Source organism: Enterobacter pseudoroggenkampii, from assembly GCF_026420145.1.
In the GTDB taxonomy this organism is placed as follows: Bacteria; Pseudomonadota; Gammaproteobacteria; order Enterobacterales; family Enterobacteriaceae; genus Enterobacter; species Enterobacter pseudoroggenkampii.
The window spans coordinates 508,013-530,800 of the sequence record NZ_JAPMLV010000001.1 but is presented as its reverse complement, the minus strand read 5'-3'; the positions used below and the strand labels follow the sequence as shown (position 1 = coordinate 530,800).

Below are 22,788 nucleotides of genomic sequence, written 5' to 3'. Positions count from 1 at the left end.
ATGCCGTTCACTAAAGCTAGGACGTTGCTATACGTTTGCCAGGAAAAACTGACAAATTGCGCACTATATGAGAAGGAATAGTCCGAAACCGATCGCCGCGGCCCAAACCAGCATCGGAATCGACCAGACGTGGAAACGCCACCAGATACGACGGTCGTTGGCCATACGCAGGGCAATCAGGTTGGCCAGCGAGCCGGGCAGCAGGCCAAACCCGCCAATGTTAACGGCCCAGGCCAGGAGCGTATCCGGCGGAACGTAGTTGAGCAGCAGAATGGTGGAAGGCACGTTGCTGATAAACTGCGACAGGCCAATCGCCGTTAGCCACAATCCCGGCTGAGACAGCGTGCTGACGCTGTGCAGAACGTTTTGCAGCACCGGAAGCTGGATAAGGAGATGCACATCAATAAACATCGCCATAAAGACCAGCAGCAGCGTCCAGTCCACGCTCACCAGCACACGCCGCGCCAGGACGACAAAGCCCGCGGCGACCAGCAGGACGCCCGCCACTTCATACTTCAGCTCCAGCGCGAACAGAAAGACAATGTATAACCCGAGGCAGCTCCACACCAGACGCGGCTGCCACTGCGGGCCCGTTGTGCCACTGTGGTACTGCAGTTTTTTATCCGGGAAGGCAAACCAGCAGACCGCCAGCAGGGACAGCATCATCACCAGCGCCAGCGGGGCCATCTGCCAGGTAAAGGCGGCAAACGACAGGCCGGAACGGCCCCAGAGCAGGATATTTTGCGGGTTGCCGATAGGCGTCAACAGAGAACCGGCGTTTACGGCGAGCGCTTCAAAGATAATCAGACGACTGACCGGAATTTCACAGAGCTTACGCAGCGTGAGCGTGAGCGGCACGATGATAAATAGCGCCACATCGTTGGTCAGAAACGTCGACAGCACCGCGGCGGAGAACACCATAAACAGGGACAGCCTGCGTTCGGTGGCAAACCGGCGCACCATTTTACGTCCCAGAACGTCAAAATAGCCGCTCAGCTCGACCCCTTTGGTGAGCATCATCAGGCCGCTCAGGGTAATGATGGTGCGCCAGTCAATCGCGGCGGGCCAGGCGTGTGGGGCAAAAGGCACAAAGAGGCTTAACGCTGCGCCAATAATTAATAAGAGATGGAAGAAACGATCGCGTGCCAGGGCCTGCAGTCCAGGGATTTTCATTCAGCGGAGGGACCATATTTAAGCGTAAATTCACGAAATTTCACCAGCGTCTCTTCGCTAACGTGGTGTTCCATTCCTTCCGCATCCCGGCGGGCAATCTCCGGGCTGACGCCCAGCACCAGTAAAAAATTCTCGACAAGCTGATGGCGCTCGCGGCTCTCCTGCGCGAGTTGCTCCCCTTCCGGCGTCAGAAAAACACCGCGCCAGGGGATCATTTCAATTAAGCCCACGGAGGCCAGGCGTTTTAACATTTTAGCGACAGTTGGCTGTGAAACCCCCAGCCTGGCGGCCATATCGACCTGCCGCGCTTCACCAACCTCACGGATCAGATCGGAAATGAGTTCAACATAATCATCAATCAGTTCACGCCGGTGCGCTTCACGGACCTGGCGAAAACCTTCGACATGTTCTTCAACATTCACCAGTTGCGTCGTTTTCCTCATTGTCGGATGACCTGCGCGACGGTTCATTGTACTTCCTCAGTGGGGTGACGCTTCCAGCGCCCGGTTTCGAGAGCGCACATTGTAAACCATAGCTCCGCAAGCACAAAAAATTAACGAAATAGCCATAGCTATACAATATAGCCTGTGCTATATCTGTATGTAATGCAGTCACCCTTCACGGATCGAAGGGATCAAAACTCAGGAGGTCTTATGAACGAATTCAAGAGGTGCATGACCGTGTTTACCCACTCTCCTTTTAAAGTGCGCTTAATGCTGTTGAACATGCTGTGCGATATGTTTAACAACAAACCGCATCAGGACGACAAATCTTCCCACTAAGCGGCGTTGCGGTACGCCGCTTCATTTTCCCGTCACAATCTCGCTCTAAACTGGCTTCCAGCCGCCTTATTCCCGATCTTTTTTACGGATTTGCAATCCCCTTCGCAAAACATCTGCTTAGCAACTGTTGATATTATTTAGCGCTCGCACTATCTTCTTGCAGCCCTGCACAATTTGCGGCTCGCTGAAGCGGACCCTCATTCCCTCTCCACGCACTGTCAGGCAGGTTATGACCCTTGACGCCAGGGTGAGCACATGGCGTTTTCATCCATGATAGTGACCTATGAATGTAACCCTGATAGATACCGTTGTGACCCGCAGCCGGGCCTTAAGCCCGTGGACGGGTTTTTACTTTTTGCAGTCATTACTGATTAACTTTGCGCTGGGTTATCCCTTTAGTCTGCTTTACGCGGTGGCGTTCACCTGCGTTCTGCATTTGCTGTGGCGATCCGCACCGCGCGTGCAAAAAGCGTTAATCGGCATCTGTTCGCTGGTTGCTGCACTCTATTTCCCGTTTGGTCAGGCTTACGGCGCGCCAAACTTTAATACCCTGCTGGCGCTGCACTCGACCAATATGGAAGAGTCAACGGAGATCCTGACGATCTTCCCGTGGTACAGCTACGTGGTCGGGATCTTTATCTTCGCGCTGGGCGTTATCGCCATCCGCCGTCAGTCGGGCGAGAAAAAATCCTGGGGTAAGATCGAAATACTCTGTCTGGTGCTCAGCATTGCCGTGGCCTTTGTCGCTCCCATCCAGAATATTACCTGGGACGGTAAACTAAGGCTCAGCAATATCGGTTATCCGGTTTTCCGCTTCGTGAAAGACGTCGTTGTAAACAATAAAGAGGTTCTCGACGAACAGGCGCGCATGGCTGAGCTTTCCAATATGAAAGACACCTGGAACGTGCTGGCCGTTAAGCCGAAATATCACACCTATGTGGTGGTGATTGGCGAAAGCGCGCGTCGCGATGCGATGGGAGCGTTTGGCGGTCACTGGGATAACACACCGTTTGCCAGTTCAGTCAAAGGCACGCTGTTTACCGATTATGTCGCGGCCAGCGGCTCGACGCAGAAATCGCTCGGCCTGACCCTTAACCGGGTGGTGGATGGCAAACCGCAGTATCAGGATAATTTCGTCACCCTGGCAAACCGTGCGGGTTTTCAGACGTGGTGGTTCTCTAATCAGGGGCAAATTGGCGAATACGATACGGCCATCGCCAGTATCGCCAAACGCGCTGACGAAGTGCAGTTCCTGAAAAATGGCGACTTCGAAGCCGACAAAAACACCAAAGACGAAGCGCTGTTGAAAATGACGGCACAGGTCTTCGCCACCCCGCGCACCCAGCCTCAGCTGATCGTCCTGCACCTGATGGGGTCGCACCCGCAGGCCTGCGATCGGACCGGTGGGAAGTACGCGGAGTTTGTGCAGTCCAAAGAGACGTCCTGCTATCTCTACACCATGACGCAAACCGACGACCTGCTGAGCAAGCTGTACGATCAGCTACGCAATACGGGCGACAGCTTCTCCATGGTCTATTTCTCGGATCACGGGCTGGCGTTTAAAGAGCGTGGTAAAGAGGTGCAGTACCTGGCGCACGATGACAAGTTCCAGCAGAACTTCCAGGTGCCGTTTATGGTGCTGTCGAGTGACGATAAAACGCATCGCGTTATTAAAGCGCGTCGTTCGGCAAATGATTTCCTGCAGTTCTTCTCGCAGTGGACCGGGATTAAGGCTGAGCAGATAAAAAATGCTTACCCGTTTGTCTCTAACAAGAAAGCTTCCCCAGTGTACGTTACCAACTTCAAGTTACAGAAAGTTGACTACAACCATCTGGGTACGGATATTTTTGATATTAAGAATAAGTAATTGCCGTCTCGTGCGGACCGATGCCCTCACCCTGGCCCTCTCCCACGGGGAGAGGGAACAAACACTAAAAACGGCAACCTAAGGTTGCCGTTTTGCTTTTCTCTTCGACAAAAAAAATCCGCCACATTGGGCGGATTTTTTATTTAATCACCGAAGTGATTAGAAGCGGTAACCTACGCCAGCGATCCAGGTGCCAACGTCAACGTTGCGGATACGGCTCTGCTCATAGGAGAAGTCCAGAGCAACGTCCTGGATTGGGTTGAACTGCAGGCCTGCGCCATAGGAGAAGCCATAGTCGCTGTTGCTTGCAGTGCGGTTCAGACCCTGGTTTTCGGTCTGCTGGAATTTACCGTAGCCAACACCTACAACACCGTAGATGCTCGCCCAGTCATTCAGACGGTAAGCCGGGCCCGCGGTGATACCGTAGTACTGGCCTTTGTTGTATGCGCCGTTTTCAGAACGATCTTTCTCGGTGTAGGTGAAAGAACCGATCACGCCCAGTGGGTTGTTATCCTGCTCGTAGCGATACTTCAGGTTGAAACCGTTAGCTTTGTTCATCACGCCCTGATAGTCGCTCTGAGCGTAACCACCAGTAACAGTAGAAGTAGCAGCTACAGCGGTACCTGCGGAAACAGCCAGTACAGCGGCCAGTGCTGAAAGACATGCAATTTTTTTCATAACCACCTCAAATGTGATCCAAGTAAGTCCGTAAGTTTTAAATATATCAAAAAAATTTGCGAAACTCTTTGTGATTCGTGATGTCTAATGAAACCTTTCCTGTAACAGAACGTTTCCAGCGTCAGCTATCTCTTTCAAATCACATGCAATTTTCACTACTAAATGCGCATAGTGCGCGTCTGCGCAGTTACATTCATCCAGATTATTCCTAATCTGACAGGCGATAAATCCACCAGCGCTTAACCATTTTACGGATTTGACGTGGTTTTTTTTCAACAGCGCCTCAACCGTAGCCGCATATTTCCTTTACACTGCAACTTTTACCTCATTTGACATAAGCTGACAGGAGAAAGGATGCCTGGGTTATCCCGCACGTCGTCGGTCTGGTTGCCGGTCGCAGTCATACTCATTGCCATGTTGTCCATTCAAAGCGGTGCTTCGCTTGCAAAATCGCTTTTTCCGCTGGTCGGTGCGCCTGGGGTAACTGCCCTGCGTATCGTCCTGGGCACGGCGATACTGGTGGTTATTTTCAAACCCTGGCGTCTGCGATTCAAAAAGGAGCAGCGTTTACCGCTGCTGTTTTATGGACTCTCCCTGGGGGCAATGAACTACCTGTTCTACCTCTCTATTCAGACGATACCGCTGGGTATTGCCGTCGCGCTGGAGTTTACCGGCCCGCTGGCGGTGGCGCTTTTCTCCTCGCGACGTCCGGTCGATTTTATCTGGGTCGTGTTAGCCGTTCTGGGGTTGTGGTTCCTGCTGCCGCTGGGCAAGAGTGTTTCTGAGATTGATCTGACGGGCGCAGCGCTGGCGCTGGGTGCAGGCGCCTGCTGGGCCGTCTATATACTCACGGGCCAGCGTGCAGGAGAAGAGCACGGTCCGGCGACCGTCGCGTTGGGGTCGCTGATCGCTGCTATCGTCTTTGTGCCCATCGGCATGGCGCAGGCGACCGAATCTATCTGGCAATGGTCCGTCATGCCCATCGGGCTGGCGGTCGCGATCCTCTCTACCGCACTTCCCTATTCTCTGGAGATGATTGCCCTTACGCGTCTGCCGACGCGCATATTTGGCACCCTGATGAGCATGGAGCCTGCACTAGCCGCCATTTCCGGGATGGTGTTTCTCGGCGAAACCCTGACATTGACCCAGACGCTGGCGCTCTGCTCGATTATCGCGGCATCAATGGGCTCGACGCTCACCATGCGCCCTGAACCTAAAGTGGAGAAAGTGGATATCCGCTAAGCCCATATATTCTGCATGGCTTCCATGCCATGCAGAATAAAGGCCAGAAAGACTGTCGTTATAATTTTTTACACACTTCGCCCTATTTTCAAAATATCCCTCTGGGTTTACATTCCCAGCCAGTAATTAAGATTGATCTGTATAAATTTTAAAATTTTAGACTAATTTCAATGAGTTAAATTCTCAACCTCCTTCTCGCTATTAAACCGATAGGCACAGCCAAACCGCAGGGAAAAAATCCGGTGCTATACTTAGTTCCGTAATTACCTGGGACATAAACATCAAGAGGATATGAGATTATGAGTACCGCTAAACTGGTGAAAACGAAAGCGTCTAATCTGCTTTATACCCGTAACGATGTATCGGACAGCGACAAAAAAGCAACCATTGAGTTGCTGAATCGCCAGGTGATCCAGTTCATCGATCTTTCGCTGATCACCAAACAGGCCCACTGGAATATGCGCGGTGCAAACTTTATTGCCGTTCATGAAATGCTGGATGGCTTCCGCACAGCACTGGTGACCCACCTCGATACGATGGCTGAACGTGCCGTTCAGCTAGGCGGCGTGGCGCTGGGTACCACGCAGGTGATCAACAGCAAAACGCCACTGAAGAGTTATCCGCTGGATATCCATACCGTTCAGGATCACCTGAAAGAGCTGGCGGACCGCTACGCGATTGTGGCAAATGATGTGCGCAAAGCGATTGGCGAAGCGAAAGACGAAGATACTGCAGACATCTTCACCGCCGCGTCCCGCGACCTGGATCAATTCCTGTGGTTTATCGAATCTAACATCGAATAATTCATACGAATTTTCTATCAAACCCTCGCCCTCCGGTGAGGGTTTTGCACATCTATGGTGCACAGTTTTTGTCTGCACACCTGCAAAAGTGAACGAAATGTAATAATCACCTCACACAACCGTTAACGGAAGATTGTTTTTTCGTCATAATTTACGCTAAATATCTCCCCGTCAGTTGAGCCAAACGAAGCGCACCAAAACAGTGCTCCACTTTGGTGCAATAAAACCTCATTGCCCCATTTAATGTGCAATGTATGACATCATCCCCTTTGCAAAACAATAGCTTGTAAAGTTGGCACGATTTTTTCATTGTGCCACCTGTTCTCGCAGGGGATCGCCCCGTGGATATAAAAGGAAATGCTATGAAGTCTGTATTAAAAGTTTCACTGGCTGCACTTACCCTGGCTTTTGCGGTGTCCTCTCAGGCTGCCGACAAACTGGTTGTGGCGACCGACACGGCGTTCGTTCCGTTTGAATTCAAACAGGGTGATAAATACGTTGGTTTTGATGTGGATCTGTGGGCCGCAGTCGCAAAAGAACTCAAACTGGATTACACCCTGAAGCCGATGGACTTCAGCGGCATCATCCCGGCACTGCAAACCAAGAACGTTGATCTGGCGCTGGCGGGCATCACCATTACCGATGAACGTAAAAAAGCGATCGACTTCTCTGACGGCTACTACAAAAGCGGCCTGCTGGTGATGGTCAAAGCCGATAATAACGACGTAAAAAGCGTGAAAGATCTCGACGGCAAAGTGGTGGCAGTGAAGAGCGGCACCGGTTCGGTTGATTACGCGAAAGCAAATATCAAAACCAAAGACCTGCGTCAGTTCCCGAACATCGACAACGCGTACATGGAACTCGGCACCAACCGTGCTGACGCGGTTCTGCACGACACGCCGAACATCCTGTACTTCATCAAAACAGCCGGTAACGGTAAGTTCAAAGCGGTTGGCGAGTCTCTGGAAGCCCAGCAGTACGGTATCGCGTTCCCGAAAGGCAGCGACGACCTGCGCACGAAAGTTAACGGCGCGCTGAAAACGCTGAAAGAGAACGGCACCTATAACGAAATCTACAAAAAATGGTTCGGTACCGAGCCTAAATAATAAGACGTAACAATGACGTTCACTCGGGGGCGACCTTTCGCCCCTGCTATTTTTGAAACACGGTAACAGTAACAGGAAATTATCATGCAGTTTGACTGGAGCGCCATCTGGCCTGCCATTCCTATCTTGCTTGAAGGCGCTAAAATGACCCTGTGGATTTCGGTCCTGGGTCTGGTTGGTGGGTTGATTATCGGTCTTGTCGCCGGTTTCGCTCGCACCTACGGCGGCTGGATTGCAAACCACATCGCACTGGTTTTCATCGAAGTGATCCGCGGCACCCCAATTGTCGTACAGGTCATGTTCATCTACTTCGCCCTGCCAATGGCGTTCACCGACCTGCGCATCGATCCGTTCAGCGCAGCCGTCGTCACCATTATGATCAACTCAGGCGCTTACATAGCGGAAATCACCCGCGGTGCGGTGCTGTCGATTCATAAAGGTTTCAGTGAAGCCGGTCTGGCGCTAGGTCTTTCTCGTCGCGAAACGATCCGCCACGTTATTCTGCCGCTGGCGCTGCGTCGCATGCTGCCACCGCTCGGTAACCAGTGGATCATCAGCATTAAAGATACGTCGCTGTTCATTGTTATCGGCGTGGCCGAGCTGACCCGTCAGGGTCAGGAGATCATTGCTGGCAACTTCCGCGCGCTGGAAATCTGGAGTGCGGTAGCCGTTGTCTACCTGATCATTACTCTGGTTCTGAGCTTCGTTCTGCGTCGTCTTGAAAGAAGGATGAAAATCCTGTGATTGAATTTAAAAACGTTTCCAAGCACTTTGGCCCAACCCAGGTGCTGCACAATATCGATCTGAACATTAAACAGGGTGAAGTGGTGGTGATTATTGGGCCATCCGGCTCCGGTAAATCCACCCTGCTGCGCTGCATCAACAAGCTGGAAGAGATCACCAGCGGCGATCTTATCGTCGACGGTCTGAAGGTGAACGACCCGAAAGTGGACGACCGTCTGATTCGTCAGGAAGCGGGCATGGTGTTCCAGCAGTTTTACCTGTTCCCTCACCTGACGGCGCTGGAAAACGTGATGTTTGGCCCCCTGCGCGTGCGCGGCGCTAACAAAGCGGCAGCAGAAGCGCTGGCCAAAGATCTGCTGGCGAAAGTCGGCCTGGCTGAACGCGCGCACCACTACCCTTCTGAGCTGTCCGGTGGTCAACAGCAGCGCGTGGCGATTGCCCGCGCGCTGGCGGTCAAACCGAAAATGATGCTGTTTGATGAGCCTACGTCCGCACTCGACCCGGAGCTGCGCCACGAGGTGCTGAAGGTCATGCAGGATCTGGCAGAAGAAGGGATGACGATGGTGATCGTGACCCACGAAATCGGCTTCGCTGAAAAAGTGGCGTCCCGCCTGATCTTTATTGATAAAGGCCGTATCGCGGAAGACGGTAACCCGCAGGAATTAATTGCGAACCCGCCGAGCCCGCGTCTGCAGGAGTTCCTGCAGCACGTCTCCTGATCCATCGCTTTACGCTAAAGCCGGGCTTGCCCGGCTTTTTTACGCCAGATTGTTCCCAAAAATCCCCCTCCGCGTCCCGACTTCTATACTTATCATTTTGTTCGACATTTTCACCGGAGGACGCCGTGCCGTGGATCCTGTTGCTGTTGATTAGCCTGTTTAGTGCGCCATCGTTCGCCGTCGCGATCCCCGGCGTGACCACCGGAACAACCGCCAGCCAGCAAAATACGCCGCCACCGGAACCCGATGTCGAACAGAAAAAAGCCGCCTACAGCGCCCTCGCCGACGTCCTTGAGAACGACACCTCCCGGCAGGAACTTATTGGTCAGCTGCGGAAAGTGGCCGCCACGCCGCCGCAGGAGCCGGTGCCTGTCATCACCCCTCCCCAGGTGGAGGAACAAAAAACGGTGCTGGAAAATGTCACCGACGTGAGCCGGCACTATGGGGAAGCGCTCTCCTCGCGCTTTGCTCAGCTCTACCGCAACCTGATTGGCTCGCCGCATAAGCCGTTTAACCCACAAACGTTTACCGCCGCCGCCACGCAGTTTCTGATGCTGGCCGGTGCAGTATTTCTTTTTTACTGGCTGGTACGCCTGTGCGCGTGGCCGCTCTATCGCAAAATGGGGCAATGGGGACGCAGAAAGAATCAGCAGAAAAGCAGCTGGCTGCACCTGCCGTTGATGATAGCCTCAGCGTTTATGATCGATTTACTGCTGCTTGCGTTGACGCTGTTTTTAGGCCAGATGTTGGCCGACAGGCTGAACGCGGACAACAAAACCATCGCCTTCCAGCAGTCGCTTTTCCTGAACGCCTTTGCCCTGATTGAGTTCTTCAAAGCGCTGCTGCGGTTACTTTTTTGTCCGCACGTGCCTGAACTGCGTCCTTTCGCCATCCGGGATGCGAGCGCGAAGTACTGGGCGCTGCGTCTGAGCGTGCTCAGCGGGCTGATTGGCTACGGTCTGCTGGTTGCCGTGCCGATCATCTCCAACCAGGTGAACGTCCAGTTCGGGGCGCTGGCAAACGTCATTATCATGATCTGCATTACCGTCTGGTCGCTGTATCTGATCTTCCACAATAAAAAAACCATTACCCAAAGCCTGCTGAATCTGGCCGATCGCTCCCTTTCGTTCTTTAGCCTGTTTATCCGCGCTTTCGCCCTGGTGTGGCACTGGCTGGCAAGCGCCTACTTCATCGTACTGTGCTTCTTCTCGCTGTTCGACCCGGGCAATAGCCTGAAATTCATGATGGGGGCGACGTTCAAAAGCCTGGCCATTATCGGCATCGCGGCGTTTGTGTCGGGGCTGCTGTCGCGCTGGATCTCGAAAACCATCACCCTGTCGCCGCAGGTACAGCGTAATTACCCGGAGCTGCAAAAACGGGTGAACGGCTGGATGTCGGTATCGCTCAAAGTGGCGCGCATTCTCACCGTCTGCGTGGCGATTATGCTGCTCCTGAATGCGTGGAGCCTGTTTGATTTCTGGAACTGGCTGCATAACGGCGCAGGCGAAAAGACCGTCGATATTTTAATTCGTATCGCCCTGATCCTGTTCTTCTCCGCGGTCGGCTGGACGCTGCTGGCGAGCCTTATCGAGAACCGCCTGGTATCGGATATTCACGGCAGGCCGCTGCCCAGCGCGCGGGCAAGAACGCTATTAACCCTGTTCCGCAACGCGCTGGCGGTGATTATCAGCACCATCACCATCATGATTGTGCTGTCGGAAATCGGCGTAAATATCGCCCCGCTGCTGGCGGGGGCCGGTGCGCTGGGGCTGGCGATCTCCTTCGGGTCGCAAACGCTGGTGAAGGATATTATTACCGGCATTTTCATTCAGTTTGAAAACGGGATGAACACGGGCGATCTGGTGACCATCGGACCGTTAACCGGCACCGTGGAGAGGATGTCCATCCGCTCGGTGGGCGTGCGCCAGGACACCGGGGCGTACCACATCATTCCCTGGTCTTCGATCACCACCTTCGCCAACTTTGTACGCGGCATTGGTTCAGTTGTAGCGAACTACGATGTGGATCGTCACGAGGATGCGGACAAAGCGAAGCAGGCGCTGCGCGATGCGGTAGAAGAGCTGATGCAGATGGAGGATATTCGCGGGCTGGTGATTGGTGAGCCGTCATTCGCCGGCATCGTCGGACTGACGAACACGGCGTTTACCCTGCGCGTGTCGTTCACCACCCAGCCGCTGAAGCAGTGGACGGTGCGCTTTGCGCTCGACAGCATGGTGAAAAAACACTTCGATCTGGCGAACGTGCGGATGCCGGTCCAGACCTATCAGGTACTACCGCCGCCCGCAGCTCCGCTCCCACCGCAGGAGCCGACGCTGTAGCCTCGTTGCCGGGTGGCGGCTTCGCCTTACCCGGCCTGCGACGGAGTGCTATTTGCGACGTTTGTTATTGTCCATAAACGTCCAGGCGATAAAGCGGCTTTGCTTCTGGCCCTGCGCCATCTCTTTTTTCACCACTTTTACGGCACCCGCTTCGGTGAGCGCGCGGTAGAGTGGCGGCAGGTTATCTCCGCGGGAAACCAGCGTCGTGAACCACTTTACCTGACGACCAAACTGTTTGCTTTCCGCAATCATGCGCAGGATAAACGCCACTTCGCCCCCTTCACACCAGAGCTCCTGCTGCTGACCACCGAAGTTCAGCGCGGCGTCTTCAGCCTGACCCAGATTGCGGCGCTTGCGCTCGCTGCCCGCGCGAGCCGATGCCGCCGAATCATGGAACGGCGGATTGCACATCGTGGCGTCATAGCTTTCGTTTTTGTGAATAATGCCGTTGAAGATCGACGCCGCCTCTTTCTGACGACGCAGGCGAATGGCGCGACTCAACCCAGGATTCGCGCTGATAATCGCCTGGGCGCTGGCAAAGGCCTCGGCACCGATTTCGCTTCCGGTAAAGCGCCAGTGGTATTCATGCGCGCCGATCAGCGGGTAAATCAGATTCGCCCCGGTGCCAATGTCCAGAATGGTGGCCTGCGGCGGAACAACGCCCTCATTGCCCTCGGCAAGAAGATCGGCAAGGTGATGCACGTAATCCGCGCGGCCCGGCACAGGTGGACAGAGAAAGCCTTCCGGAATATCCCAGTGAGCCACACCGTAAAAATGCGCCAGTAGGGCTTTGTTCAACATTTTAACCGCCTGCGGGTCAGCAAAGTTGACCGAGGGCTCTCCCGCTGGGGTCTGAACCAGGTAGTCCTGCAGCGGCGGGCAGCTCAGGCATAACGCATTCATGTCGTAGCGGCTGCGGTGGCGATTTCGCGGGTGCAATCCCGGCTTTTGGGCAGTCATGGCATTCTCCTTTAAACAGCGGCGTAAGATACCCTTTGCTGGCCCAACGGTAAATCTTTCTCTGCGTCGCGCAAAAAACCGCCGTAAATCAAACACCTTTATGTCTATGATCTGTCAGCGAATTGTCAATTTATATCGTTCAAAAAATAAGCAGATCATCATCAAATATTTGCGCTAAGTCACACTCATCAGGCTTCTAAACTTAAAGGGAATCACCTGCTGTTTCCTCATGAGGATGTGATTATGAAAAAGTATCTGACCCTTGCTATTATCGCTGGCGTCCTGGCAACCGCTTCATTCTCTGCCATGGCCGTTCAGTCACTGACCCAGAGTACCGACACCAGCCAGCTCCGTCCTGCAGGCACCGTTTCAGTTAGTCGTGCCAGCAACCTTGACGATCTCCAGGCTAAACTTGCCGAAAAAGCCCGTCAGGAAGGTGCAAAAGGCTTCGTGGTGAACTCCGCTGGCGGCGATAACCATATGTACGGCACAGCGACCATTTATAAATAATCTGCTTTTTTCCCCAGACTGCATCTGACCAACGGATGCAGTTCTCTTCCCCCTCGCCTTGATTGTTCATTTTTTAACCCCATAGTAAAACGTAGGGCTGAAACCGATATCAGGAGGGCATAATGGCTTCCGGCTGGGCAAATGACGACGCTGTTAACGAACAGATCAACAGTACTATTGAAGATGCGGTTGCGCGCGCCCGCGGTGAAATTCCGCGCGGCGAAAGCTTAACGGAATGCGAAGAATGCGGAGAACCCATTCCGGAGGCGCGCCGGAAAGCCATCCCCGGCGTAAGGCTTTGCATCTCCTGCCAGCAGCATAAAGATTCAAAAAACTCATCACATTCGGGATATAATCGCAGAGTTTCGAAAGACAGCCAGTTACGTTGACTTTCCTTTACCTAAGTTAACCCCGCAGGCCCATACCTTTACGCTCACGATTTTTAACGAACCGCGTGGCAAAATGTGCCCTTCATTTCGCTTCTGTAAAGCGCATTAAAAAGAAGTGTAAATCGCCAGTTTGAATTTATTAATATTCAATAAGTTATTTGTCATTCAGTTTTTTTGAGCAACCACGTCAATTCTCTTCGATTTTATCCCTCGCAAAAAAACGTGATACTCATCACATCGACGGAACATCGTCCCCTTAACAGAAACACCTGCGAGAGATTAATTATGAAAACCATCAAATATGCTGTAGCTGCTGTTGCCCTGTCCGCTCTGTCCTTCGGCGCTTTCGCCGTAGAGCCAGTCTCTTCAACTCAGGCACAGAACATGAACAAAGTCGGTGTGGTGAGTGCTGATGGCGCGACCACGCTGGACGGTCTGGAAGCCAAACTGGCTGAGAAAGCCGCTGCTGCCGGTGCAAGCGGATACACCATTACCTCCGCTAACGGCAATAACAAGCTGAGCGGTACCGCGGTTATCTACAAATAATCGCCTGAACGAATGCTGTCCCCTCGCCAAACCCTCTGGTGAGCTGCTCCAACCCTCATTGACCCTGTTGTTTGTTACCCTTGCTTGCCCGTCCGCCACTGGACGGGCTTTTTTTTTAGTTAAAAAGACTGCGCCACGCGTGCCAGCCCGGCTTCTACCGTGTCCACTTCACCGGTTGCCAGCAAACAGCAGGCCATCTGCAGCTTGATCGAATGCGGAACAGGAACTTTTCCGGCAAGGCACTGCTCAATCCAGTGGGCTGTAGTATGGGGATCTTTTGCCTCAGGCAATATCACACCGCTATTTTCCTCCCCGCGTTCCAGAATGGTGCGCGTACCTGCAGAATCAATCAGCATCACCTGCGGGCAACGCTGTGGGTTCGCATAAACCTCACCTTCCGTGCCGTGCATCAGTAACGCCCTTCCGCCAATAGCCGCAAAGAACTGACCCACACGCGCCACGTATTCCGGGTGCGAGACGCTGGAAAGACGAAGGGCGGCATCTTCGCCAAACGGTGTGGCCAGCTTCGCCAGCGTGTGCGCGCTGTTGCGCACGCCCATGCGCCAGCGCATATCTAGCTGCTTTTCAAGCGGTGGGCAAAGTGTGCCAACCGGGATATAAACGGGCTGATGGCCATCCAGCTTCGCCTGCGCCTGACCGGCATGACGCGTTGGCTCGATGCCCAGCATCCCGAAAATGGTTTCCGTCAGTACGCGAGTGGGGTCTTCGCTAACCCCGTGCACCACCACCGGGAACCCCAGCTTGTGTAATAAAATAGCGAGAAGCGGGGTTAAATTTGCCTGCTTGCGCGCGCCGTTGTAGCTCGGGATTACGATCGGCATGGGCTTTGCCACAGGCGGCGTTAAGCGCAGCGTTTGCGCCTGCATGGCTTCATAGAACCCGCGCATCTCCGCCTCACCCTCTCCTTTGATACGCAGCGCGATCAGAATGCCCCCCATTTCCAGGTCGGGGACGTCGCCCTCAAGCATGCGGGTGTAAAGTGCACGCGCGGTTTCATGGTCCAGATCGCGGGCATGATTTTTCCCACGCCCTACCTCTTTGATAATTTTGCGGTAATCCACGACTTCTCTCCTGACAGCATCATCTTGTTAACAATATAGCCCTGATGATTGCCCGCCCGTTAGTGTTTTATCCCCTAACCCAATGCTCTGTTTTAATGAAAAAAAATATATACAAGCAATTTTTCAATTATTTGTGATTTCTGCAGAAGATTCTTAGAGATGTATTTTTTGATTAAATAACCAGCGGAAAGTCTTCCAGGGTCAACGGTGAAAACGTCCAGGCAACGTTCGCACCAGTCACATATCAGGATTCACTATGAACAAGGTTGCTTTAGGTTTATTCATCGCCGCAGCGGTGGGATGTTCTGCATCCGCATTTGCGGCAACAAACGGTGAAGGGCAGATCAACTTCACCGGGGAAATTATTGATTCAGCGTGTCAGGTGGTTAATGGGTTAAGTAACCCGTTAAACGTTCAGTTAGGTAAAGTCTCTAAAACGGTATTTACCGGGGCAGGCTCTACCAGCACGTTAACGAAGTTCGATATTCAGTTAAAAGACTGTCCGGAAACCGTTACCTCTGCAGCGATTAACTTCGGCGGAACGCCGGATGCGAATAACAACGCAACGCTGGCATTAACGCCGGATGTGGATGCGGCAACGGGTGTCGCTATTCAGCTGGTTGACGCTTCTGAGCAGCCGGTGAGTCTGTACACCCCTTCTCAGCAATATCCGTTAGCCTCCGGTACAGCAGTTAACGACCTGATATTCGGCGCGCGTTATATTCAAACCGGGGCCGCGATTACCGCAGGTCCGGCTAACTCCGTTTCGACCTTCACCGTTATCTATAACTGATATTATCAATCCTGAGATATTAACACGGTTATACGCGTTAATATCTCTTATCTTATTGAGAAATATTTATGCGCCACGGTTATTTACTGAGCACGCTTTTACTGGCGGCCTCTACTGCACATGCAGGTGTCATTATTAATGGCACACGTCTGGTCTACCAGGGAGAGAAAAAGGAATCGTCTCTTGGTCTTTCAAACCCAGATGCAACGGATTATCTGGTACAGTCCTGGGTCGACTCTGGCGGTAAAAACCTGGCCAAAGCGCCGTTCCTAATCACCCCTCCTCTTTTCCGTCTGGATGCGAAAGAAGATAACGTTCTGCGCGTTGTACGTACGGGCGGAAATTTACCGGAAGACAGGGAATCTCTGTACTGGTTAAATATTAAAGCGATCCCATCATCAAAGCACGTCGAAGGTGTGAATACGCTACAAATTGCCATTAATACGCGTATTAAATTGCTTTATCGCCCGTCAGCAGTAAAAGGCAGACCAGAAGAGGTGGCCGATAAGCTTGAATGGCACCATGAAGGTAATGAATTGGTGGTGAATAACCCCACGCCTTTCTTTATGAACTTCCAGACCGTCACGCTGAACGGTCATAAAGTAACAAAAGCCACCTGGGCGGTCCCGAAAACGGAAACGCATTTTGCCTTACCTGGCAATATCGGAGGCTCAACCGTCACGTATTCCATTATTACTGATTACGGCAGCATCAGCCATACCTGGTCGAAAGCCGTTCGTTAATACTATCCGCCGGTAATAAAATAATCATGTACAGCCATAAAAAGCCTTTCACCTGCCGAATTTCATCCCTGCTGGTCATTCTCTGTGGCCTGGCAATGATGTTTTTTGCGCAGCAGGTTATGGCTGATGATTATTTTAACCCGGCGCTGCTGGATATTGATAATCCGCAACAGGGTAAGACCGATCTGTCGGTTTACGAAAAAGGGCCAGGGCAGGCACCGGGTAAATATCAGGTCGCTATTTTTATTAATAATAATAAAATTGATACCCGCGACGTCACGTTCACATTGCAAAAAGATTCACACGGCAGCAATTCACTTCAGCCCTGCTTTAGCCTGAATGATTTAAAAAGCCTTGGGATCAAAACCCAAAAATATCCGGCGCTGATGGCAAAAGGCCAGTGTGCCGATTTAACCGCCATCCCGGCAGCCTCCACGTCGTTTCACGTTCGCAATCAGCAGCTGCTGCTCAGTATCCCTCAACTGGCCCTGGGCCAGGTTCCACGCGGCTATATCGACCCGAAAGAATTCGACGAGGGGATCACCGCAGGTATTCTCAACTACAGCGCGACTGCCAGCCAGAGCCATGCGCGACAGTCGGGCGAGCAGAATAACAGCAGCCAGTACGTTAACCTGCGTCCCGGGTTTAACGTTGGCGCCTGGCGCGTACGCAACTACTCCACGTGGAATCGCAGTACCCAGGGCAAGGAAGAGCAACAAAAATTCTCCTCCGTTTATACCTATGCCCAGCGCGATATCGTGGCGATGAAAAGCGATCTCACCGTTGGACAAAGCTCTTCGCCTTCTGATGTTTTTGACAGCGTACCCTACACCGGCGTGGAGCTTAAATCCGACAGCGACATGCTGCCGGACAGCGAAAAAGGCTATGCGCCCATTATTCGCGGCACCGCACACAGCAATGCGCTGGTGATGGTTCGCCAGAACGGGTACGTCATTTATCAGAACACGGTCGCTCCCGGCGCGTTTGAAATTAACGACCTTTACCCCACCGGCAGCAGCGGCGATCTGCAGGTCACCGTGAAAGAGACCGACGGCAGCGAAAGCCATTTCGTGGTGCCATATGCCTCCGTACCGGTACTGCAGCGCGAAAAAAACCTGCGCTACAGCGTGACCGCCGGGCGGTACCGTTCCTACGACAAAGACGTCGAGAAAACTCCGTTTGCCCAGGGCAGCGCAATTTACGGCCTGCCCTTTGGTTTTACCGCTTACGGCGGCATACAGCAGAGCAGCCACTATCAGTCCCAGGCGCTCGGCGCCGGGAAAAACATGGGCGATTTAGGGGCGTTCTCCATCGACGTCACCCGCGCAAAGGCCCTGCTGAAAAAGCAGCAGGCCAGCAAAGGCCAGTCCTGGCGCGTGCGCTACAGCAAAGATTTTGCCGGTTCAGGCACCAACTTCTCGCTCGCGGGCTATCGCTACAACAGCAAAGGGTTTTACACCCTGGAAGACACCATGGAGTCATATACCCGCTCTGACGACTGGTCTGCCCCCCAGCAGCGCCGCGCCCGAACCGAGGCCACCATCGACCAGACGCTGCCCGAAGGCTGGGGGTCCGTCACCCTGAACATGGTGAAAGAGACTTACTGGAGCCAGAACCAGGACATGACCTCCATGAGCGTCAGCTACAACAACAGCTGGCACGGGGTGAGCTACAGCCTGAGCTACAGCATGAACAAGAACACCCAGGACAGCGATGAAAACGGCGACGAAGTGACGAACGACAACCAGTTCTCGCTGAGCGTCTCCGTGCCGCTGGACCACTGGATGCATAACACCTGGGCCACCTACAACCTGAACAATACCAAAGACGGTACCACGCAGAATATCGGCCTGAACGGCACGGCGCTGAAGGAAGACAACCTGAACTGGAATATTCAGGAAGGGGTGAGCAGTACCGGCAGCAGTAACTCCACCAGCATGAACGCCGATTACAAAGCGACCTATGGCGAAGTGAGCGCAGGCGTCAGTCAGGATAAATACCAGCAGACCGTGAACGTCGGTTTGCAGGGCGGCGTGGTTGCCCATGCCAACGGCATCACCCTGAGCCAGCCGCTCGGTGAGACCATCGCGCTGGTGAAGGCGCCGGGAACGCACGGGACGCATATCACCAACCAGACGGGCGTTGAGACCGATTTCCGCGGCTACACCGTCGTACCATTCGTCACCGCGTATCGCCATAACACCATTGCGCTGGATACCGAAACGCTGCCGGATGATGCCGACGTGACGCACGCGGCGCAGGTAGTGACCCCTACACGCGGCGCCGTAGTTCGCGCCAGCTTTACTACCCGCGTGGGCAATCGCGTGCTGATGCCGCTCACGCACAACGGTAAACCGCTGCCCTTCGGCGCGACGGTGACCACTGAGGATAAGGACAACGAATTTATCGTTGGCTCAGATGGCCAAACGTACCTCTCCGGCCTCCCCGCACGCGGAAAACTCTCCGTTGCGTGGGGTGACAATGCCAGCGAACAATGCATCGCGCAGTACGCGCTGGCTGAAGAGAGAGATGAATCCGGCATTATTACCGCTGCCGCAACATGTCAGTAATGCACTGGTTGAGACGAAAGATGATGCAAATCGTTAAACAGAGTTTTTTATTGTTAGTGCTGGGAATATCCGCATTTTTTATGCCGCACGCGAAAGCGTCATGCACGTCTCCGGATATGCCAAAGATGATTGATGTGGCCTCCATATCGGTACCCACCTCGCTGGCCGTTGGCGCGACCATTCCGGGTTCAGAGCAGACGGTGCACGTTGCTGGGAATTGCTCCAGTACCTACAGCCCGGGGATGGAAATAGTGGCTTGCTATTATGGTTCCGGTTCAGAAATAGCGGGCCTGCCGGGCGTGTACGACTCTGGTGTCGCCGGGATTGGTATCGCCCTGATGAACGATCAGGGGCAACGCATCCAGGGGGCCGGTGGCGTCCACTGTGATTCCCGGAATACGCCGGTGGGATATCTCTCTTCAGATGGACAGCTCTCGTTCAATTTTGACGTGACTCTGGAGCTGGTGAAAACCAGCTCCACGGTGTCCTCAGGTTCGCTTTCTCAGGCTCAGACGGAGTTTGGGCTTGGCGTTTACAATCACGAAGGTTTAGGCAGTCCGAACACCCTTTCCTATTCAGGAAATATCACGTTTAACGAAGTCACCTGCTCAGTTTCGCCGAAAAGCCTCACCGTGACGCTGGGCAATTTCCCTGTCAGCGACTTCACCGGGACAGGAACTCTGACGTCGCCTCAGACGTTCGACATTACCGTTAACTGCAATAACACCGTACAGCCTCAAGTGATGATCAACAGTGCAAACGGCTATGAAACAGATTTCCCTGGCGTCGTAAAACTGACTCAGGAGAGTGGCGTAGCAACCGGCGTAGGAGTGCGCATGATGTTCGACGGGGAAATTGCCAACTTTGATACTTACAAGAATACGGCGGCAGTTGCACAAGCGAACGTTCCGCTGGCGATCCCGTTTGAGGTCGCATATCAACAAACGGCAGCCAGCGTCACCCCCGGCACAGCAAACAGCATTGCCACGATTACGTTGGGATATAAATGAAAAAAATCACCTTACTGCTACTGGCAGGCCTTCTCACGCAGGCGAATGCCGATGAGATCGCGATCCAGATGAGAGGCAATATCATCGCCAATACCTGCTCGGTAGACAGCGCCAGCCAGAATTTGACCGTTAACCTGGGACAAGCCGCCTCCAGCGATTTTAAGGATGTGGGGGATACCGGGGAGTGGAAGAATTTTGACCTTACGCTGTCAAAATGCCCGTCCACCACCACGCTCGCCACCGCGACCTTTAACGGCCAGGCAGACAGCGCACACCCGACGAAATTTGCCAGCACGGGCAGCGCCGGCGGGCTGGCTCTGGAGCTGGCAGACCGCCTGGATCGCATTACGATTGCCCCGCAGGCGAGCTTCAGCGCCCTGGTTAATCAAAGCGATCATACCGTCGATTTCCCACTTGCCGCACGCTACTACGCCACCTCCATGCCGGTGAGCGCGGGGACGTTCAGCAGCGTGGTGCAGGTGACCTTCACTTACCAGTAGGACCGCGCCCCTTAGCACGGAGGCTTTTCCTGCGCCCGGCGGTCAGTGTTGCCGGGCGTTTTTTTACCTCGGGCACCTCTGGCTGTTCAATCGGAAAGATCGGCAGCGCGTTTAACAAACGTTGGCCGTAATTTTTGGTGAGCAGACGCTTGTCATAAATCACCACTTCGCCCCAGCAGCCGTGGCTACGAATCAGACGCCCCACCTGCTGAATCAGGTTAAACGACGCCGCAGGTAAACTCTGCACCTCAAACGGATAGCGGTTGAGGCTTTTCAGCCACTCGCCTTCGGTGATGACGACCGGGCTGTCGATAGGAGGGAAGGCGATTTTATGGATATGCACCTGCGTCAGGTAGTCCCCTTTCAGATCCAGACCTTCCGCGAAGGACTGCAATCCCACCAGCACGCTGCGCTCGCCGTTATCGATGCGTTTGCGGTGCGTTTCCACCAGCCTGTAGCGCGGCTGAACGCCCTGCACCAGCAGCAATAAACGCAGATCGGTGACGTGCTCCAGGAAGCGCTGCATCGCGCGCCCGCTGGCAAACAGCACCAGCATGCCGGGGTACTTTTTACTCTCGACCTGTTCGCGGAAGTAGGCCGCCATCTCCGCAATGTGCTGCTCCTCGTTGTCGATCAGCGGCTCGAATTTCATGCGCGGAATGACCAGCTTGCCCTGCTCGCAGTGGTTAAACGGCGAGTCCAGCGCTACAAAACGGTCGCCCGCTTTCTCTTTAAGCCCGCTCATCTCCTGCAGCCTTGAGAAACTGTTCAGAGAACGCAGCGTGGCAGAGGTGACCACCACGTGCGGCACGCTGCGCCAGATCAGCTTTTCCAGCTGATCGGCCACGCGGATGCCCACGCAGTGGAAAAAGAGGTGCACCTGCCCGTCCCGCACTTCGCGGGTGGCCCATTTGGTGACCGGCGCGCCGGACGCCTGCGCCATCGAGGCGAGCCGCCAGAGCTTGCTCTGCGCTTCGAACATGCCCAGAGCGCGGTTCATCTGCAGCAGGATGCGGTGCAGACGCACCACGTCATGCGAGCCGGTTTTCTCGCTCAGATCGTTTAAGAACATCTCCGCCAGCCCGCGCAGCTTTTCCAGATGCTTCGCCAGCTGCTGGCAGATCTCCATCACCTCGTCCGGCAGCTCCCCCATCGCAAAGCGGTGTTCCGCCTCCTGAGTTGCAGGAAGATAAAGATTCAGGATGTTGTTCAGCGACGAGATAAGGCTGTAAACCTCTTCGCAGTGGTCGCTCAGCCGCTCGGGTACCGCCAGCGGCGGCGTGGTTTTCGGGCGGAACTGCTCCATGCAGGTGGCGACAAGCTTACAGAACAGATCGAGCTGCAGGCGGAACCACGGGGCGGTAATTTCGGCGCTCATCTCCAGCGCGTCCCGCGCCACGTCCGGCAGGTGGTGGCCTTCGTCTAGCACCAGCAGCAGGTTTTTCGGCTCCGGCAGCACCGCTTCGCTCTCCAGCGCCGCCATCACCAGCGCGTGGTTAGCCACAACCACTTCGGCTTCCTGAATTTCGCGCCGGGCGACAAAGAACGGGCACTCGCGGTAGTAGTGACAGTTACGGTTCAGGCAGCTGGCTTTGTCGGTGCTGAGCCTTCTCCATAAGTCGTCGCTGATGGCCTGGCTGGTGTGATCCCGCAGGCCGTCCCACTTATAGCCGTCCAGCTCGGCTTTGAGTTTTGCACACTGCTCCTGCTCGGCCTTATTGTTTGGCGTCAGCTCGTCATCCAGAAACGCGAGCAGATCCTGTTGATTCGGCTCGCTGCTGGCCAGCGCCGCCAGGTTACGCGGGCACACGTAACGCCCGCGCCCAAAGGCGGCCGTAAACCGCAGGTCGGGGATAATTTTGCGCAGCAGCGGCAGGTCTTTGCTGAAGATCTGATCCTGCAGCGCCACGTTGGCGGTGCTGACCACCAGCGTTTTGTCCTCTTCCCGTGCAATGGCAATGCCGGGAATGAGATACGACAAGGTTTTCCCGACGCCGGTCGGGGCTTCAATCGCCAGATGTCGCCCGTCGTCCCCGGCGAGCGTTTTTGCCACGTCAGCAATCATCTGCCGCTGCGGCGCTCGGGGGATAAAGTCGGGGATCTGCTGCTGTAGCGCCTTATACCAGGCGCCAATTTGCGCTTTCAGCGCCGCGGTTAAAGCCATCGGAAAACCTGAAACACTGTATAAACAGCCACTATTGTGGCACTTTCTCTTCGCTGCCGCAAAAAGAA

22 protein-coding genes are annotated in these 22,788 nt (G+C 54.1%); 16 read left to right on the top strand and 6 right to left on the bottom strand.

What is annotated here, in order from left to right; all coding sequences use genetic code 11:
• Positions 1–63: 63 nt before the first annotated feature.
• The gene (locus OTG14_RS02595) at positions 64–1,173 is read right to left on the bottom strand and encodes an anion transporter (RefSeq protein ID WP_157188804.1); all 1,110 of its coding nucleotides are present in this window, start codon (positions 1,171–1,173) and stop codon (positions 64–66) included.
• Complete coding sequence (gene mntR, locus OTG14_RS02590) at positions 1,170–1,643, bottom strand: manganese-binding transcriptional regulator MntR (protein ID WP_267214533.1); 474 nt, start codon at positions 1,641–1,643, stop codon at positions 1,170–1,172. Before mntR ends, OTG14_RS02595 begins: the two co-directional genes overlap by 4 nt.
• A 183-nt stretch (positions 1,644–1,826) precedes the next feature.
• Here mntR and mntS point away from each other — a divergent pair, with 183 nt between their 5' ends.
• Positions 1,827–1,955, top strand: a complete 129-nt coding sequence (gene mntS / locus OTG14_RS02585; protein ID WP_032645368.1) for a manganase accumulation protein MntS — start codon at positions 1,827–1,829, stop codon at positions 1,953–1,955.
• Positions 1,956–2,238: 283 nt separating this feature from the next.
• Positions 2,239–3,822, top strand: coding sequence for a phosphoethanolamine transferase (locus OTG14_RS02580; RefSeq protein ID WP_267214532.1), 1,584 nt, complete (start codon positions 2,239–2,241; stop codon positions 3,820–3,822).
• 159 nt (positions 3,823–3,981) lie between these two features.
• Here OTG14_RS02580 and ompX read toward each other — a convergent pair whose 3' ends face one another.
• Positions 3,982–4,500 carry an outer membrane protein OmpX gene (ompX, locus tag OTG14_RS02575; RefSeq protein ID WP_024908709.1) on the bottom strand — a complete coding sequence of 173 codons (519 nt, stop codon included), beginning with the start codon at positions 4,498–4,500 and terminating at the stop codon, positions 3,982–3,984.
• A gap of 354 nt (positions 4,501–4,854) precedes the next feature.
• Between ompX and rhtA the strand changes: the two genes are divergently transcribed.
• From rhtA to ybiO, 6 genes are all read left to right on the top strand, one after another.
• Positions 4,855–5,742, top strand: coding sequence for a threonine/homoserine exporter RhtA (rhtA, locus tag OTG14_RS02570; RefSeq protein ID WP_024908710.1), 888 nt, complete (start codon positions 4,855–4,857; stop codon positions 5,740–5,742).
• Positions 5,743–6,041: 299 nt separating this feature from the next.
• Positions 6,042–6,545 carry a DNA starvation/stationary phase protection protein Dps gene (dps, locus tag OTG14_RS02565; RefSeq protein ID WP_010428924.1) on the top strand — a complete coding sequence of 168 codons (504 nt, stop codon included), beginning with the start codon at positions 6,042–6,044 and terminating at the stop codon, positions 6,543–6,545.
• 362 nt (positions 6,546–6,907) lie between these two features.
• Positions 6,908–7,651 carry a glutamine ABC transporter substrate-binding protein GlnH gene (gene glnH, locus OTG14_RS02560; protein WP_023310880.1) on the top strand — a complete coding sequence of 248 codons (744 nt, stop codon included), beginning with the start codon at positions 6,908–6,910 and terminating at the stop codon, positions 7,649–7,651.
• Positions 7,652–7,735: 84 nt separating this feature from the next.
• Complete coding sequence (glnP, locus tag OTG14_RS02555) at positions 7,736–8,395, top strand: glutamine ABC transporter permease GlnP (protein ID WP_014169254.1); 660 nt, start codon at positions 7,736–7,738, stop codon at positions 8,393–8,395.
• The gene (glnQ, locus tag OTG14_RS02550) at positions 8,392–9,114 is read left to right on the top strand and encodes a glutamine ABC transporter ATP-binding protein GlnQ (RefSeq protein ID WP_048991512.1); all 723 of its coding nucleotides are present in this window, start codon (positions 8,392–8,394) and stop codon (positions 9,112–9,114) included. The genes glnP and glnQ overlap by 4 nt, the downstream gene beginning before the upstream one ends.
• A gap of 125 nt (positions 9,115–9,239) precedes the next feature.
• Positions 9,240–11,453 carry a mechanosensitive channel protein gene (gene ybiO / locus OTG14_RS02545; protein ID WP_061715707.1) on the top strand — a complete coding sequence of 738 codons (2,214 nt, stop codon included), beginning with the start codon at positions 9,240–9,242 and terminating at the stop codon, positions 11,451–11,453.
• 48 nt (positions 11,454–11,501) lie between these two features.
• On the opposite strand, the gene rlmF is transcribed toward ybiO, so the two are convergent.
• Positions 11,502–12,413 carry a 23S rRNA (adenine(1618)-N(6))-methyltransferase RlmF gene (gene rlmF / locus OTG14_RS02540; protein ID WP_024908713.1) on the bottom strand — a complete coding sequence of 304 codons (912 nt, stop codon included), beginning with the start codon at positions 12,411–12,413 and terminating at the stop codon, positions 11,502–11,504.
• 243 nt (positions 12,414–12,656) lie between these two features.
• On the opposite strand from rlmF, the gene mcbA reads away from it, so the two are divergent.
• The 3 genes from mcbA (at position 12,657) to ybiJ (ending at position 13,858) form a co-directional block, all read left to right on the top strand.
• The gene (gene mcbA, locus OTG14_RS02535) at positions 12,657–12,923 is read left to right on the top strand and encodes a DUF1471 family periplasmic protein McbA (protein ID WP_267214531.1); all 267 of its coding nucleotides are present in this window, start codon (positions 12,657–12,659) and stop codon (positions 12,921–12,923) included.
• Between the two features lie 122 nt (positions 12,924–13,045).
• On the top strand, positions 13,046–13,312 hold the full coding sequence (locus tag OTG14_RS02530; RefSeq protein ID WP_267214530.1) for a DksA/TraR family C4-type zinc finger protein: 267 nt from the start codon (positions 13,046–13,048) through the stop codon (positions 13,310–13,312).
• A 285-nt stretch (positions 13,313–13,597) separates the two neighbouring features.
• Positions 13,598–13,858, top strand: coding sequence for a DUF1471 family protein YbiJ (gene ybiJ, locus OTG14_RS02525; protein ID WP_023310874.1), 261 nt, complete (start codon positions 13,598–13,600; stop codon positions 13,856–13,858).
• Between the two features lie 119 nt (positions 13,859–13,977).
• Here the strand turns inward: ybiJ and ybiB are convergent, their stop codons facing one another.
• On the bottom strand, positions 13,978–14,940 hold the full coding sequence (gene ybiB / locus OTG14_RS02520) for a DNA-binding protein YbiB (RefSeq protein ID WP_024908717.1): 963 nt from the start codon (positions 14,938–14,940) through the stop codon (positions 13,978–13,980).
• A gap of 256 nt (positions 14,941–15,196) precedes the next feature.
• Here ybiB and OTG14_RS02515 point away from each other — a divergent pair, with 256 nt between their 5' ends.
• The 5 genes from OTG14_RS02515 to OTG14_RS02495 all read left to right on the top strand — a co-directional run bounded on the left by OTG14_RS02515 (position 15,197) and on the right by OTG14_RS02495 (position 20,556).
• Entirely contained in the window at positions 15,197–15,733 is a 537-nt protein-coding gene (locus tag OTG14_RS02515; RefSeq protein WP_024908718.1) for a fimbrial protein, read from the top strand.
• Between the two features lie 68 nt (positions 15,734–15,801).
• The gene (locus OTG14_RS02510; RefSeq protein ID WP_267214529.1) at positions 15,802–16,476 is read left to right on the top strand and encodes a fimbrial biogenesis chaperone; all 675 of its coding nucleotides are present in this window, start codon (positions 15,802–15,804) and stop codon (positions 16,474–16,476) included.
• 26 nt (positions 16,477–16,502) lie between these two features.
• Positions 16,503–19,046 (top strand): fimbria/pilus outer membrane usher protein, encoded by a 2,544-nt coding sequence (locus tag OTG14_RS02505; protein ID WP_267214528.1) that lies wholly within the window; start codon positions 16,503–16,505, stop codon positions 19,044–19,046.
• A 23-nt stretch (positions 19,047–19,069) separates the two neighbouring features.
• Positions 19,070–20,056 (top strand): fimbrial protein, encoded by a 987-nt coding sequence (locus tag OTG14_RS02500; RefSeq protein ID WP_267215186.1) that lies wholly within the window; start codon positions 19,070–19,072, stop codon positions 20,054–20,056.
• Positions 20,053–20,556 carry a fimbrial protein gene (locus OTG14_RS02495; RefSeq protein ID WP_048991519.1) on the top strand — a complete coding sequence of 168 codons (504 nt, stop codon included), beginning with the start codon at positions 20,053–20,055 and terminating at the stop codon, positions 20,554–20,556. Before OTG14_RS02500 ends, OTG14_RS02495 begins: the two co-directional genes overlap by 4 nt.
• On the opposite strand, the gene dinG is transcribed toward OTG14_RS02495, so the two are convergent.
• On the bottom strand, positions 20,543–22,720 hold the full coding sequence (gene dinG / locus OTG14_RS02490; protein ID WP_267214527.1) for an ATP-dependent DNA helicase DinG: 2,178 nt from the start codon (positions 22,718–22,720) through the stop codon (positions 20,543–20,545). The two genes, OTG14_RS02495 and dinG, sit on opposite strands and share 14 nt — an antisense overlap.
• Positions 22,721–22,788 lie beyond the last annotated feature (68 nt).